Here is a 13,370-nt window from a genome sequence, read left to right as displayed (position 1 = left end):
GCACCCATGCGGCCCACGGGACGGACAGGGCCATCGGCGGCACCATCGGCGACAATGCGGGCAACGGCGCCACCTACCTGGACATGGACGGCGAACGGGTGCTGGCCGCCGTGCGCGCGGTGCCCGGCCCCGGTTGGCGGCTGGTGCTGCTGGTGCCGCAGGAAGAACTGCTGCGCGCCGTGGCCCCCATCCGTTACGGCACCATCCTTGCCATCAGCGGCACGCTCCTCCTGTTTGCCGTGCTGTTCGCGGTGGCAGCGGCGGGGGCATCCGGTCGGGTGGGCCGGCTTGCCGAATACATGCGCAACATTGCACGCGGCGACTTCACCGTGCGCAACCTGTTTACCGGGCGGGACGAATTCGGTGCGTTGAATCGCCACCTGAACGAACTGGTCACAGCCCGCCGCGACGCGGAAGCCGCCCTGCGCGATGCCGAACGCCAGCACCGCGAACTGGTGGAAAACGCGCCCATCGGCATCTTTCGCACCACCTGGGACGGCACCATCAACGTGCTGAACCAGCACGGCGCGGCCCTGCTGGGCTTCCGCGACGTGGCCCATGCCCGTGCCGTGCTGGATGATTCCGTCATCCCCCTGTACGCCGAACCCATGGACCGCCAGGCCATGCTGGACGACCTGACCGCCGGAGAAGTGGTGACCGGGCTGCGGCTGCGCTGGTACCGGCGCGGCGGCGAGGCCATCTGGGTATCGCTGTACGCCCGGCGCACCGGCACGCCGGAAGCGCCGGAAGTGGAAAGCTTTTTCCTGGACGTGACCGACCAGGTGGAAGACACCCTGCGCCTTGAGCAACTGGCCACCACCGACGAACTGACCGGCGTGGCCAACCGCCGCCACTTCATGGCCCGGCTGGAGGACGAGGCGGCGCGCGCCCAGCGCTATGGTCGCCCGCTTTCGGTGCTGCTGCTGGACGCCGACCACTTCAAGTCCATCAACGACACCTGGGGGCACGAGGCGGGCGACATGGTGCTGCGCCACATCACAGACGTGATGAGCCTGTCCCTGCGCGAAAACGACCTTATCGGTCGCCTGGGGGGCGAGGAATTCGGCGTGCTGCTGCCGGAAACGGCGCAGGAACGCGCCCTGCGCACGGCGGAACGCATCCGCGCCGCCGTGGAAGACGCCCCGGTGGCCGTGCGCGACGTATGGGTGGGCTGCACCGTCAGCGTGGGCGCCGCGGAATACCGGGGGGCCAACGATTCGCTTGACGACCTGATCCGCCGTGCCGACCACATGCTGATGCGCGCCAAGGAAGGGGGCCGCAACCGGGTATGCGCCCAGCATGCGAACGGGACGGGCAGGAATGGCCAAGCCGGAAGCGGGCAGGACGCGGCCTGACCGCGTGAAAGGGCCATTGCATGTGACCGCGCGAAAGCGCAGTGCACGCGAAAACGAAAGGGGCCGCCACGATGTCGTGACGGCCCCCCATGCGTTCATGTCATTTCGGGCAATCCGGCTGGTCAGGGTGGCCAGGGCGGCCAGCATGCCGGGTCCTGCCCTTCATGTCAGGCACGTTGGCCCGGCAGTCAGGCCGGTCGATTCGGCGCGGCCTGCGCCCCTGAGGGCTGTTTCTGAATCAGGATTTTCGTTCGTTGGCAAGGAAAACGAGTCCGCCATGAGGGCGTATGCCTCAGCCGTTGGCGAGTCTTCGAGCCTTACGGACGGGGACCGCAACGCGCTTTTGTCGTATTCAACCGAGCCTTGGCCGTCAGGTGAGCGCGAAGCGCGAATCTTGCGGATAAGGACAGCAGCGCAATGGCGGGCGAAGTTTGACCGCGTTGCGCACGATGCCCGCAAGGTTCGCAAGTTCGCCCAACGGGCGCGCTTCGCGCCCTTCGGGGCGGTCAGCCAACTGGCGAAAAAACAATATAGAAACGGCGCCTACGCCACCACTTCTTCGGGATAGATCGCCTCGAACCCGGCCTTGTAGGCGGCAAAGCGCCCCTCGGCGATGGCCGCGCGCGCGCCGCGCACCACGTCCAGGAAGTAGGTCAGGTTGTGTACCGAGTTCAGGCGGAAGGCCAGCAGTTCCTTGGCCACGTACAGGTGGCGCAGGTAGGCGCGCGAGAAGGTGCGGCAGGCGTAGCAGTTGCACGCCGGGTCCAGCGGGCCGTCGTCCTCGGCAAATTCCCTGCGCTTGATGTTGATCTTGCCGAGCGACGTGTACAGCGTGCCGTTGCGCGCGTTGCGGGTGGGCAGCACGCAGTCGAACATGTCCACCCCGGCGGCGATGCCGTTGATGATGTCCAGCGGGGTGCCCACGCCCATCAGGTAGCGCGGCTTGTCCGCAGGCAGCAGGGGCGCGCAGTGGTACAGGATGTCCATCATCTCCGGCTTGGATTCGCCCACCGAAAGGCCGCCCAGCGCAAAGCCGTCGAAGTCGATCTGCGTCAGTTCTCCGATGGAGCGTTCGCGCAGGTCCTTGAAGAACCCGCCCTGGGTTATGCCGAACAGCAGGTTGCCCGCCGTGCCCCTGGGGTAGGCGTCGCGGCAGCGTTGCGCCCAGCGGGTGGTGAGGGCCAGCGACTTTTCGGTGTACGGCTTGTCCGCGCTGTAGGGCACGCACTCGTCCAGCACCATCATGATGTCCGAGTTCAGGTTGCGCTGGATGGACACCACCTTCTCTGGCGTGAACAGGTGCTTGGAGCCGTCGAGGTGCGAGCGGAACTCCACCCCCTGCTCGGTGATCTTGCGCAGGGCCGACAGGCTGAATACCTGAAAGCCGCCGCTGTCGGTCAGGATGGGCTTCTTCCAGGCATTGAAGCCGTGCAGGCCGCCGCGCCGGGCCACCAGTTCGTCGCCGGGGCGCAGATACAGGTGGTAGGTGTTGCCGAGGATGATCTCGGCCCCGATGGCGTCCAGGTCGTCCGGGGCCACGGCCTTCACGCTGCCCACGGTGCCCACGGGCATGAAGATGGGCGTGCGTACCGGGCCGTGCGCCGTGTGCAGCACGCCGGTGCGGGCCGCGCCGTCGGTGGCGTGGATGCGGAAGGTGCCGGGGGCCTCGGCGGAAATGGAGGCCGGGGCGTCGGCAGGGGCCATGGCGGTGGAAATTTCGGTCTGGTTCGGCATGGCGCGCACCATAGCGGCGCGATGCACGTTTGAAAAGGGGGCAATGGGCCGATTATCGGGGACGCCATGCAACGGCAGCCCGCAACGCCCGAAGCAGCCCGCGCCATCACCAACTTCGCCAGCCCCGCTGGCACGCCGACCTCCGCCGCGCCACGTTCCTCCTCAGCTGCCCGCCTGCACCTGCGCCCCGCCCCGGACCAACGCACAACGCCCGCCCCGGTTCCCCGGAACGGGCGCATGCGATGCGTCAGGGTGCGGCGTTCGCCAGCGGCTACAGTTCCACCTGCACGGCGGCGGCAGCGCGGCGGGCCTTTGCGCGGGCCTCATCGATGCTGGCGCCAAGGGCCAGGGCCACGCCCATGCGGCGCTTGCCGTGGACTTCAGGTTTCCCGAACAGGCACAGCCCGGTGTCCGGCTCGGCCAGGGCAGCCTCGATGCCATGGTAGCTGGGCGATGTGCTGTCGCCTTCGGCCAGCACCACGCACGAGGCGGCGGGGCCGTTCTGGCGCAACGCGGGCACGGGCAGCCTCAGGATGGCCCGCGCGTGCAGGGCGAATTCGCTGAGGTTCTGCGAAATCAGCGTCACCAGCCCGGTGTCGTGCGGACGGGGAGACACCTCGCTGAAGTACACCGCATCACCCTTGATGAACAGTTCCACGCCGAAGATGCCCCACCCGCCAAGGGCCCCGGTAACGGCCTCTGCCATGCGCCGGGACTCGGCCAGGGCGGCCTGGCTCATGGGCTGGGGCTGCCACGATTCGCGGTAGTCCCCGTCCTTCTGCAGGTGCCCGATGGGGTCGCAGAAGGTGATGCCGCCCGCGTGGCGCACCGTAAGCTGGGTGATTTCGTAGTCGAAGTCCACGAAGCCTTCCACGATGACCTTGCCGCCGCCCGCGCGCCCGCCGGTCTGGGCGTATTCCCAGGCCTTCATGACGTCGGCCTCGGTGCGCACGGTGCTCTGCCCCTTGCCGGACGAACTCATCACCGGCTTGACCACGCAGGGCAGGCCCACGGCGTCCACGGCCTCGCGGTACTCCGTTTCCGTTTCGGCAAACCGGTAGGGCGAGGTGGGCAGGCCCAGTTCCTCCGCCGCCAGGCGGCGGATGCCCTCGCGGTCCATGGTCAGGCGGGCGGCGCGGGCCGTGGGCACCACGCGAAAGCCTTCCCTCTCCAGTTCCAGCAGGGTTTCGGTGGCGATGGCCTCGATTTCCGGCACGATGCAGTGGGGGCGTTCCGCCTCGATGATCCTGCGCAGGGCCGCGCCGTCCAGCATGGACACCACGTGGCTGCGGTGGGCCACCTGCATGGCGGGCGCATTGGGGTAGCGGTCCACGGCAATCACTTCCACACCAAGGCGCATGGCCTCGATGGCCACCTCGCGCCCCAGTTCGCCGGAGCCGAGCAGTAGGATGCGGGTTGCGGAGGGGGTGTTGGGGGTGCCGATGGTGACCATGTGCTGCTCCTGCGCCGCGTGGGCATGCTGATGATGAAGGGGAAGGCCGCGCCGACCGCACGGATGTGCCACGCCCGCCCCCACTGTGCAAGGGGCGCGCGGTGAAATCGCAGGCAACCACGGGCGGGCGGAACTGCGGCCAGCCCCCGCGCAGGTCGGGGGCAACAGGTCCGCGTACGGGTCGCATGCAGGGCACGGGGCCGCGCACCGGACGCAGGAACACGCCGGAACGCATGGATCCCGAAAAGGCTGCACGCGCACCCGACAGGTACATGGTGCGCCACTTCACCCCACCTTGCGGCTACGGGCATCCTTGGGCTAAGCAGAACACGTGGAAGAACAACCTCCGCCACAGCATCGCAATCCGCCGCACGCCGTCCGGCACCCCTCACCAGCGCGCCGACCACCGGCCCGCGCTCCGGAGTCCTGGATGACCACCGCAATCGACCACTCGCTCCCCCCCGCCACGGTGCTCATCGTCGATGACGCCGCCCCCAACCGCGCCCTGTTGCTGCTTCTGCTGCGCGACACGCCGCTGCGCTGCATGGAGGCAGACTCCGGCCACGCGGCACTCCGCATCTTCCGCGAGCACCCCGTGGACCTCGTGCTGATGGACGTGGTGATGCCCGACATGGACGGCACGGACACCGTGCGCGCCATGCGCGAGGAAGAACGCCTGCTGGGCCGCGCCCCGGTGCCCATCGTGGCCCTGACCGCCCACGACAGGCACGAGGACCTGCTCCGCTGCGCCGACGCGGGCTGCAACGGCCTGCTCACCAAACCCATCACCCGCCAGGATCTCATGGACACCATCGCCGCCCATCTGGCGGGGTGAGAGCGCGAATCCTTCAAGCGAACAAAAAGGCACACCGATTCCGGTGTGCCTTTTTGTTCACTTCATCGCCATGCGATTCCGAGCGGCACGCTGCGAGGATTTCGTTCTCTGGCAAGGAAGATGAGCTTTTTACGAAGGGAGCGTACTCTTTTCGTACGTGACCGGAGTAAAAAGCGAAATCTGACGCAGCCAGAGGGCGAAAGACCGCAGCGTGGCAATGCCCCTAATGGCCGGAGCCGCCCAGATACGCATCCTGCACATCGGTATTCGCCAGCAGGTTCGCCGCCGAATCCTCCATGACCACCCGGCCCACCTCCAGCACGTAGCCGCGCGTGGCCAGTTTCAGCGCGGCGCGGGCGTTCTGCTCCACCAGCACCACGGTCATGCCGGTCTTGTTGATGGCGCGCACGGTCTCGAAGATGGACTTCACCAGGATGGGGGCCAGCCCCAGCGACGGTTCATCCAGCAGCAGCACCTTGGGGTCGCCCATGAGGGCGCGACCGATGGCCAGCATCTGCTGCTCGCCGCCGGACAGGGTGCCTGCAAGCTGGTCCTTGCGTTCCATCAGGCGGGGAAACAGCTCGAATATCCAGTCCCGCGTCTTGCGGATGCGGGCCTTGTCGTTGCTGGTGAAGGCCCCGAGGTTCAGGTTCTCCAGCACGGTCAGGGTGCCGAACACCCGCCGCCCCTCGGGCGATTGGGTGATGCCCTCGCGCACCACGGCGTGGCTGGGCATCTCGTGCAGGGCCTTGCCCTTGAAATAGACGCCGCCCTGGCTGGGCTGCACCAGCCCGCTAATGGACATCAGCGTGGTGGTCTTGCCCGCGCCGTTGGCGCCGAGAATGGTCACGATTTCGCCTTCGTCCACATGCACGTTGATGCCGTGCAGGGCCTCGACGTTGCCGTACTTCACATGCAGGTCGCGCAATTCCAGAAACATCGTCTCTCCCGGTACCCGTTAAAGCCAAGGCTCGCAGGGGTGGCATGTTCCGGCAATACTGTTGTCGAGCATCCGCCGGACGCGGCTGCAACCACCGTTTCCGGACTGGTGGCCGTATCGCCCGCACGGCATGGAATCCGGACTAATCATCTGTATCGGCGCCAAGGTAGGCCTCGATCACCCTCGGATCATCCTTGATGGCCGCCGGCACGCCCTCGGCCAGCAGCGCCCCGTACTCCAGCACCACCAGTTTCTCGCACACCTTCATGACCAGGCTCATGTCGTGCTCGATGAGCAGCACGGTGATGCCCCGGTCGCGGATGGCGCGAATGGTGTCGATGAGGGCGGCGGTCTCCTGGTCGTTCATGCCCCCCGCAGGTTCATCCAGAATGATGAAGCGCGGGTCGGTGGCCAGGGCACGGGCAATTTCCAGCAGGCGCTGGTTGCCGTAGGACAGGTTCTTGGCCAGGTTGGCGTGCTCGTCGGCCAGCCCCACGAATTCCAGTTCGCGCGTGGCGCGCAACAGGGCGCGCTGCTCTTCCGCGCGCTGGGCCGGGGTGCGCAGCATGGCCGACAGCATGCCCGACTGCATGCGGCAGTGGCAGCCCGCCAGCGCGTTCTCGATGACCGACATGTTCTGGAACAGCCGGATGGTCTGGAACGTCCGGGCAATGCCCTGCTGCACGATGCGGTGCGTGGGCAGCCCCTTGATGGTGCGGCCATCGAAGAAGATGTCACCGGAATCGGGCTTGTAGTTGCCGGTGATCAGGTTGAACACCGTGGTCTTGCCCGCCCCGTTGGGGCCGATGAGCCCGACGATGGACCCTTCGGCCACGTCGAACGTCACGTTGTTCACGGCCACCAGACCGCCGAAGGTCTTGGTCAGGTTGCGCAGCGCAAGCAGGCTCATGCCCCACCTCCTGCCTGGGCGGCGGCGTCGCCGCCCTTGCCGGTGATGCAGCGGATGCGCTCCGGCAGCTTGTAGAAGCGCGGCATGGGCGGCAGCATGCCCTGCGGGCGGAAGATCATCATCACCACCATGGCCAGGCCAAAGGCCAGCATGCGGGCGCTGGCGAATTCGCGGAAGAATTCCGGCAGCCCGATGAGCAGAAACGCACCCAGCAGCACGCCCCGGTTGGAGCCGCCGCCCAGGATGACGATGGCGAACAGCACCACGGATTCCCAGAAAGAAAACGATTCCGGCGAGATGATGGTCATCTTGGCCGCATAGATGGTGCCGGTCATGCCCGCCCAGAAGGCGCCCAGCACGAAGGCCCACAGCTTGTACGAGGCGGTGTTCACCCCGCTGCCCTCGGCGGCGGTGTCGTCTTCCTTGATGTAGTTGAGGGCGCGGCCGAAGCGCGAATTCTCCAGCCTGCGGAACAGCAGGATGGAACAGGCCACGTACGCCCAGACCAGGTAGTAGAAGTGGACGGGTTTGGCGATCTTGAACCCGAACAGCATCGGGCGCGAAATGCCGAAGATGCCGTTGGCCCCGCCGGTAAGCCCGAACACGTTGTTGATCAGCGCGATGCGCACGATCTCGACGATGCCGATGGTCACGATGAGCAGGTAGTCGCCGCGCAGGTGGATGATGGGCCGCGCCACCACCATGGCGAACAGCGCGGCGCCCAGCCCGGCAAAAGGCATGGCCCACAGCACGGGCACGCCCCACATGGTGTTGGCGATGGCCGTCACGTAGGCGCCCACGGCGTAGAACGCCGCGTGGCCCATGTGGAACAGCCCGGCCTGGCCCAGGATGATGTTCAGCGAAAGCGCCAGCACGGAATACAGGCCGATGCTGACGAACACGTCGGTCCAGTAGGGGTCCAGCAGCAGGGGCAGCACCGCCACCACCACTGCGATGCCCGCATAGCTCGTGGTGCGCGACACCGTCATATCTTGTCGGCCACCCTTTCGCCGAGCAGGCCCGTGGGCCGGATGATCAGGATGAGGATGAGCACCAGGAACGCGATGGCGTCCTTCCAGGCGATGGAAATGTACGCCGCGCCCAGCGCCTCGATGACGCCCAGCAGAAGGCCGCCCACCATGGCGCCGGGTATGTTGCCGATGCCGCCCAGGATGGCGGCGGTGAAGGCCTTCAGGCCGTAGACCCAGCCCATGGTGAAGTCCACCTGGCCGTAGTACAGGCCCACCATCACCCCGGCCACGCCGCCAAGGGCCGGGCCGATCATGAACACCAGCGAGATCACCCGGTTGACGTCGATGCCCATGAGCTTGGCCGCGCCCTGATCAATGGCCGTGGCCCGGATGGCCGCGCCGATGCGGGTGCGCTGGGTGAACCAGTACAGCGCCAGCATCAGGCCCAGCGAGGCGGCAATCATCATGATGCGCACCAGCGGCACGTCGATGCCCATGATGGACAGCACGTAGCTGGGCCGGATGTCGTTGGGGTAGACCTGGAACTTGGCCCCGTAGATGAGCATGACCGCGTTCTGGAAGAAGATGGAGGCGCCCAGCGCCGAAACCACGGCGGAAAGGCGGCTGGAAGAGCGCAGGGGGCGGTAGGCCACGCGTTCGAGCAGAAAGCCGATCAGCGCCACCAGCCCCATGACCATGACCAGCACCAGCAGCACGCCGCCCGGCCCGGACACAAGGCCCGACAGGCCGAAGGCGGTGAACAGCGTGAAGCCGAGGTAGGCCCCGATGGTGAACAGGTCGCCATGCGCGAAATTTATGAGTTTGAGCACACCATAGACCATGGTGTAGCCCAGCGCGATGAGCGCGTAGATGCCCCCCACCGCAAGACCGTTGGTCAACTGCTGAAAGAATTCTTCCATGGGCGTTCCTGTGCTGCTTCCCCCGCGCCGCAGACCCGGGCGGATGGCCCGGACATGGCGGCGCGAAACGCGGACCCCGGTGAGGGTCCGCCTGCGGATGGGACGTCATGCGCCCCGCTACGGCCCCGTGGCCATCTGTTTCGTCGATCCCCCGCCCGATCCTGTTGCCGGATGCGTCCTGCCCTCATCCTGCCGAAGGCACGGACGTTTCCGGAAGGCGCGGATGTTTCCGGCGGCCCCGCCGGGCGGTGGAAACGGGGCGGGCGGCAGCGCCCGCCCCGTCGTGCAAGCCGTGTCCGGCTGTGTAAGGCTGCTAGGGCTGGAGAATGAAATCGCCGTTGGCGTTCACTTCGTACACCCGGTACAGGTCGCCCACGCGGTCACCCTTCTCGTTGAACGAGATCTGGCCGGTGAAGCCGGGGTAGTTCTTCAGCTTGGTTTTCAGGTATTCGGCGATGGCGCCGGAATCGGCCTTGCCGGTGGACTTCACGGCCTCGACGATGACGTTGAACGCGTCACCGGCCAGCACGGACCACACGGAACCGGGCACGCCGTTGTACTTGGCCTTGTAGGCGGTCAGCATGGACTTGGCGGCCGGGGCGTCCAGGTCCTGCGGCCCGGGGGGGCTGAGGAAGAAGTAGCCCTTGGCCGCTTCCTTGCCGGAAATCTTCACCAGGTCGACATGGTTGGCGGCATCGCCGCCCATCATGGGCACGTTCCACTTCATTTCCATCTTCTGGCGCAGCAGCATGCCCACTTCGGGGTAGTAGCCGGTGCAGAAGATGATGTCGGGGCTCGCGGCCTTCAGCTTGGTGAGGATGGCGGTGTAGTCGCGTTCGCCCGGGGTAAGGGCGTCGTAGAACACGATCTTGGTACCGGCCTTGTCCAGCAGCGCCTTGGTCTCGTCGGCCAGGCCCTTGGCGTAGGACGAGTTGTCGTGCAGCAGCGCCACGGCCTTGTAGCCCTTGGCCTTGATCAGCTTGGCGGCGACCATGCCCTGTTCGTCGTCACGGGGGGCGGTGCGCAGGAAGCGCTTCAGGCCCTTTTCGGTCAGGCGCACGGCGGTGGAGCCGGTGGCGATCTGCACCACGCCCGCTTCGTCGTAAATGCTCTGGGAGGCTTCGGTAACCGCCGAGCCGTAGGTGCCGATGGCGGCGATGACGCCCGAGGTGGTCAGCTTCTGCGCGGCCAGGGCCGCGGTGCGCGGGTCGCCGCCGTCGTCTTCGACGACCAGTTCGACCTTGTTGCCGTTGATGCCGCCAGCCTTGTTCAGTTCATCGGCGAGCAGGGTGACGATGTTGCGCATGTCCTGCCCTTCGCTGGCCCACTTGCCGGTCAGGGGGCACATCAGGCCGATCTTCACCGGCGCCGCAAAGGCCGTGGCGGCCATGAGCAGCGAAGCGGCTAGTGCGAGCGTCAGCGCCTTTACAACGTGTTTCATGTCGAAACCTCCCGGGAACCCGCGGATCCCTCGCTAGACTGTTTCCCCGATACCTTTTCCTCGCCTCTTCGCATGGTGCGACACGCCGGGCGGCTGGCCCGTCGTGGTACCGTCCCTGTGGTGGACATGCCTGTCAACGTTATTGTCAACACAAATGACCGGGCCACGCCTGATGCGGGCCGCTTACGACATTTTGCGGAAAAAGCCGAAGAAAAGCAATCCCTCTGACAAGATAACTGTACGTCATGCCAATGAACGGGACGAATCGACGAGGCCCGGGGCAGGATCGGAGCAGGGCGGGGAAGGATGAAAACAGGGCGGGGGCATGCCGGGCGGGAAGGAGAGAAGGCCGGGAAAAGCCGTGTCTTACGGTCGGAAAAATCCCGCACGGCACGCGATCAACGCATGACGACGCCGGAGCGTCTGGCAGATGACGACGCCGGGGCGTCTGGCGCATCACGGCGCAACAGGCGGTCAACGCATGACGACGCAACACGCGTCTGGCGTCTCCTGCCCGGGGGCGTAGACCAGTTCGGGGCGCTTCAGCAGCACGCCGCCGCAGCCGGGGCGTTTCCATGTGGCCAGCCAGCGGGCCACACGGGTCTCCGTCTTCATGGCCGGGGTATGCTCGTGCGGCACCGGGCGCACATGGGGCACCCGCTGTTCCAGTTGGCAGAACAGGTCGGCCAGCAGGTTCACCTGCCGCCATACCGGAATCTCCGGGTGGATCAGGTCGCAGATGCGATAATGGGCGGAGCCGTCCTGACCGCGCAGCAGGGTGCCGTCCATGGAGACGGAAACGGCGGCGGATGCGCTGCCTGCCAGCGCCGCACCCACGGCATCGCGCAGCACGGCCAGCTCCCCGGCCAGTGCAGCCAGCCCCGCCACGGCGGCGCCCGCCTCGTCCACGAATTCCTGCGTGCCGCCATCCCACAGCAGACGCGGCCCCGGATAGCGCATGCAGTGGAACAACCCGCCAAGGCTGCCGCCGCAGTGCTGGCGAAAGGCCTCGATGTCGGTGCCGACGATCATGGGACGAAGGGCGCTCTGCGCCATGCGGCCAAGCTGCATGCGAAACTCCTGCGAAAGGCGGTTGCGCCGTTGCGCCCGCGGGCGGACGGCTGCCGAAACGGGACGAACTGGGACGAACAGGGGCGAACGGGGACGGACAGGGACGAATCAAAACGAGCCGGGACGTCCCCGAAGAGGTTGCCCCCCCCCTTCCGCACCCGACGAATCAGCGCACACACCTACCCCACCGTCCCGAGGTGCGGCAACCCCCTGCACTGCGGCAGATCGACATGTCATGCCCCTGAAACAGCTGCGGAGGGTCGCATGCCTCCGTGAAGGCGGAGCAAGCCGCCCCAACGCCCCGCCATCCCACCGCCCGCCGCCCGCCGCCCCAACGCCTACCGCATGCAACCGCCCCATGCGCAAGGACATATCCCTGCGCCAAAATCCGGATAGACGGACAGGTGTGCAAATCTAACAATTTGCCCTTCACCCCGGTCCGTTGTACCTTTGCACGGTCCGCGCGACGCCCGGCCTCGCCGCCGTGCAGCCGCGCCCCGAACGGCATGTCTCCGGGCCACCGCCCGGACACCGCGCCATGGCTTCGCCACGGCACATGCCCACTCCATCCACCGGCATCCGGACACACGGCAACGCATGAGCGGCCACATCCTGCTGATCGAAGACGACACCGCCTTCCAGTCCATGCTGCGCGAGGCGCTGGAACAACGCGGCTACCGCGTCACCACCGCCGGGCGTGCCGAGGACGGCATCGCACTGCTACGCGGTGGCGGCTTCGACCTGGTGCTGTCCGACGTCATGCTGCCCGGCATGTCCGGGGTGGAGGCCATTCCCCACCTGCGTTCCGCCGCGCCCGGCACCGACATCATCGTCATGACCGCCTACTCCACGCGCGAACTGGCGCTGGAAGCGGTGAAGCTGGGCGCCTACGATGTGTTCTCCAAGCCCTTCAGCCTGAAGGAAATGGACATCGTCATCCGCCGGGCCATGGAAAAGCGCGGCTTGCAGGCGGAAATCGCCGCCCTGCGCGATTCGCTGCGCCGCGACGGCCCGGCCAGCCGCATCATCGGTGAAAGCCGGGCCATCATGGAAGTGAAGGCGCTCATCGAAAAGGTGGCCCCGCTGGACACCACCGTGCTGATCATGGGTGAATCGGGCACCGGCAAGGAACTGGCGTCGGACACCATCCGCGCGCTGTCGCCCCGCGCTGCCGCCCCCTTCGTGAAGGTGAACTGCGCGGCCATTCCCGAACATCTTTTCGAAAACGAACTCTTCGGCCACGAAAAGGGGGCCTTCACCGGCGCGGCCACCGCGCAGCCCGGCAAGTTCGAACTGGCCCAGGGCGGCACGCTGATGCTGGACGAAATCGGCGACATGCCGTTGGCCATCCAGCCCAAGCTGCTGCGGGTGGTGGAACAGAAGCAGGTGGAACGCCTGGGCGGGCGCAGGCCCGTTACGCTGGACGTGCGGCTGATCGCCGCCACCAACCAGAACCTGGCCGACCGGGTGCGCGAAAAGGCCTTTCGTGAAGACCTGTACTACCGCCTGGGCGTGGCCGTGGTGCACCTGCCCCCGCTGCGCAGCCGCAAGGAGGACATCCCCCTGCTGGCCCAGCACGTGGTGCGGCGGCTGCAAGGCACCCTGGGCCTGCCCGTGCATGGGCTGACCCCGGCGGCCGTGGCCGCCCTGTGCGCCTACGACTGGCCGGGCAACGTGCGCCAGTTGGCCAACGTCATCGAGCGCGCCGCCATTGCCGCCGAAGGCCCCATCGACGCCCCC

11 protein-coding genes are annotated in these 13,370 nt (G+C 66.9%); 3 read left to right on the top strand and 8 right to left on the bottom strand.

All coding sequences use genetic code 11. The features are described from left to right. Positions 1-1,355 (top strand): sensor domain-containing diguanylate cyclase (locus FVW20_RS14025; protein WP_196610099.1); only part of this gene is annotated, 1,355 nt, incomplete at its 5' end. A gap of 543 nt (positions 1,356-1,898) precedes the next feature. Here the strand turns inward: FVW20_RS14025 and tgt are convergent. Both tgt and purT read right to left on the bottom strand, forming a co-directional pair. After that, positions 1,899-3,059, bottom strand: a complete 1,161-nt coding sequence (gene tgt / locus FVW20_RS14020) for a tRNA guanosine(34) transglycosylase Tgt (RefSeq protein ID WP_196610100.1) — start codon at positions 3,057-3,059, stop codon at positions 1,899-1,901. Positions 3,060-3,360: 301 nt separating this feature from the next. Continuing rightward, positions 3,361-4,542: a formate-dependent phosphoribosylglycinamide formyltransferase gene (gene purT, locus FVW20_RS14015; RefSeq protein ID WP_196610098.1), complete on the bottom strand. Its 1,182-nt coding sequence runs from the start codon at positions 4,540-4,542 to the stop codon at positions 3,361-3,363. Positions 4,543-4,972: 430 nt separating this feature from the next. On the opposite strand from purT, the gene FVW20_RS14010 reads away from it, so the two are divergent. Continuing rightward, positions 4,973-5,377 (top strand): response regulator, encoded by a 405-nt coding sequence (locus FVW20_RS14010; RefSeq protein ID WP_196610097.1) that lies wholly within the window; start codon positions 4,973-4,975, stop codon positions 5,375-5,377. Between the two features lie 223 nt (positions 5,378-5,600). On the opposite strand, the gene FVW20_RS14005 is transcribed toward FVW20_RS14010, so the two are convergent. The 6 genes from FVW20_RS14005 to FVW20_RS13980 form a co-directional block, all read right to left on the bottom strand. Beyond that, on the bottom strand, positions 5,601-6,317 hold the full coding sequence (locus FVW20_RS14005) for an ABC transporter ATP-binding protein (protein WP_196610096.1): 717 nt from the start codon (positions 6,315-6,317) through the stop codon (positions 5,601-5,603). Positions 6,318-6,459: 142 nt separating this feature from the next. Next, positions 6,460-7,227, bottom strand: a complete 768-nt coding sequence (locus tag FVW20_RS14000; protein WP_190244047.1) for an ABC transporter ATP-binding protein — start codon at positions 7,225-7,227, stop codon at positions 6,460-6,462. Then, positions 7,224-8,216 carry a branched-chain amino acid ABC transporter permease gene (locus FVW20_RS13995; protein ID WP_196610095.1) on the bottom strand — a complete coding sequence of 331 codons (993 nt, stop codon included), beginning with the start codon at positions 8,214-8,216 and terminating at the stop codon, positions 7,224-7,226. The genes FVW20_RS14000 and FVW20_RS13995 overlap by 4 nt, the downstream gene beginning before the upstream one ends. Then, positions 8,213-9,118 carry a branched-chain amino acid ABC transporter permease gene (locus FVW20_RS13990; protein ID WP_196610094.1) on the bottom strand — a complete coding sequence of 302 codons (906 nt, stop codon included), beginning with the start codon at positions 9,116-9,118 and terminating at the stop codon, positions 8,213-8,215. The genes FVW20_RS13995 and FVW20_RS13990 overlap by 4 nt, the downstream gene beginning before the upstream one ends. 313 nt (positions 9,119-9,431) lie before the next feature. Further along, complete coding sequence (locus FVW20_RS13985) at positions 9,432-10,559, bottom strand: branched-chain amino acid ABC transporter substrate-binding protein (protein ID WP_196610093.1); 1,128 nt, start codon at positions 10,557-10,559, stop codon at positions 9,432-9,434. 474 nt (positions 10,560-11,033) lie between these two features. Then, positions 11,034-11,630, bottom strand: coding sequence for a hypothetical protein (locus tag FVW20_RS13980; RefSeq protein WP_196610092.1), 597 nt, complete (start codon positions 11,628-11,630; stop codon positions 11,034-11,036). A 597-nt stretch (positions 11,631-12,227) separates the two neighbouring features. Here FVW20_RS13980 and FVW20_RS13975 point away from each other — a divergent pair. Beyond that, a partial coding sequence (locus FVW20_RS13975) for a sigma-54-dependent transcriptional regulator (RefSeq protein ID WP_196610091.1) occupies positions 12,228-13,370 on the top strand: 1,143 nt, incomplete at its 3' end.

This window comes from Nitratidesulfovibrio oxamicus, from assembly GCF_015731765.1.
Lineage (GTDB): Bacteria > Desulfobacterota > Desulfovibrionia > Desulfovibrionales > Desulfovibrionaceae > Cupidesulfovibrio > Cupidesulfovibrio oxamicus.
This window is presented reverse-complemented; position numbering and strand designations above follow the sequence as displayed.

What these genes read in the sequence shown, in the direction of transcription:
- FVW20_RS14005 (WP_196610096.1), bottom strand. Translation starts at nt 6,317, where the DNA reads ATGTTTCTGGAATTGCGCGACCTGCATGTGAAGTACGGCAACGTCGAG.
- tgt (WP_196610100.1), bottom strand. Translation starts at nt 3,059, where the DNA reads ATGGCCCCTGCCGACGCCCCGGCCTCCATTTCCGCCGAGGCCCCCGGC.
- FVW20_RS13985 (WP_196610093.1), bottom strand. Translation starts at nt 10,559, where the DNA reads ATGAAACACGTTGTAAAGGCGCTGACGCTCGCACTAGCCGCTTCGCTG.
- FVW20_RS14000 (WP_190244047.1), bottom strand. Translation starts at nt 7,227, where the DNA reads ATGAGCCTGCTTGCGCTGCGCAACCTGACCAAGACCTTCGGCGGTCTG.
- FVW20_RS13980 (WP_196610092.1), bottom strand. Translation starts at nt 11,630, where the DNA reads ATGCAGCTTGGCCGCATGGCGCAGAGCGCCCTTCGTCCCATGATCGTC.
- purT (WP_196610098.1), bottom strand. Translation starts at nt 4,542, where the DNA reads ATGGTCACCATCGGCACCCCCAACACCCCCTCCGCAACCCGCATCCTA.
- FVW20_RS13995 (WP_196610095.1), bottom strand. Translation starts at nt 8,216, where the DNA reads ATGACGGTGTCGCGCACCACGAGCTATGCGGGCATCGCAGTGGTGGTG.
- FVW20_RS13990 (WP_196610094.1), bottom strand. Translation starts at nt 9,118, where the DNA reads ATGGAAGAATTCTTTCAGCAGTTGACCAACGGTCTTGCGGTGGGGGGC.
- FVW20_RS14010 (WP_196610097.1), top strand. Translation starts at nt 4,973, where the DNA reads ATGACCACCGCAATCGACCACTCGCTCCCCCCCGCCACGGTGCTCATC.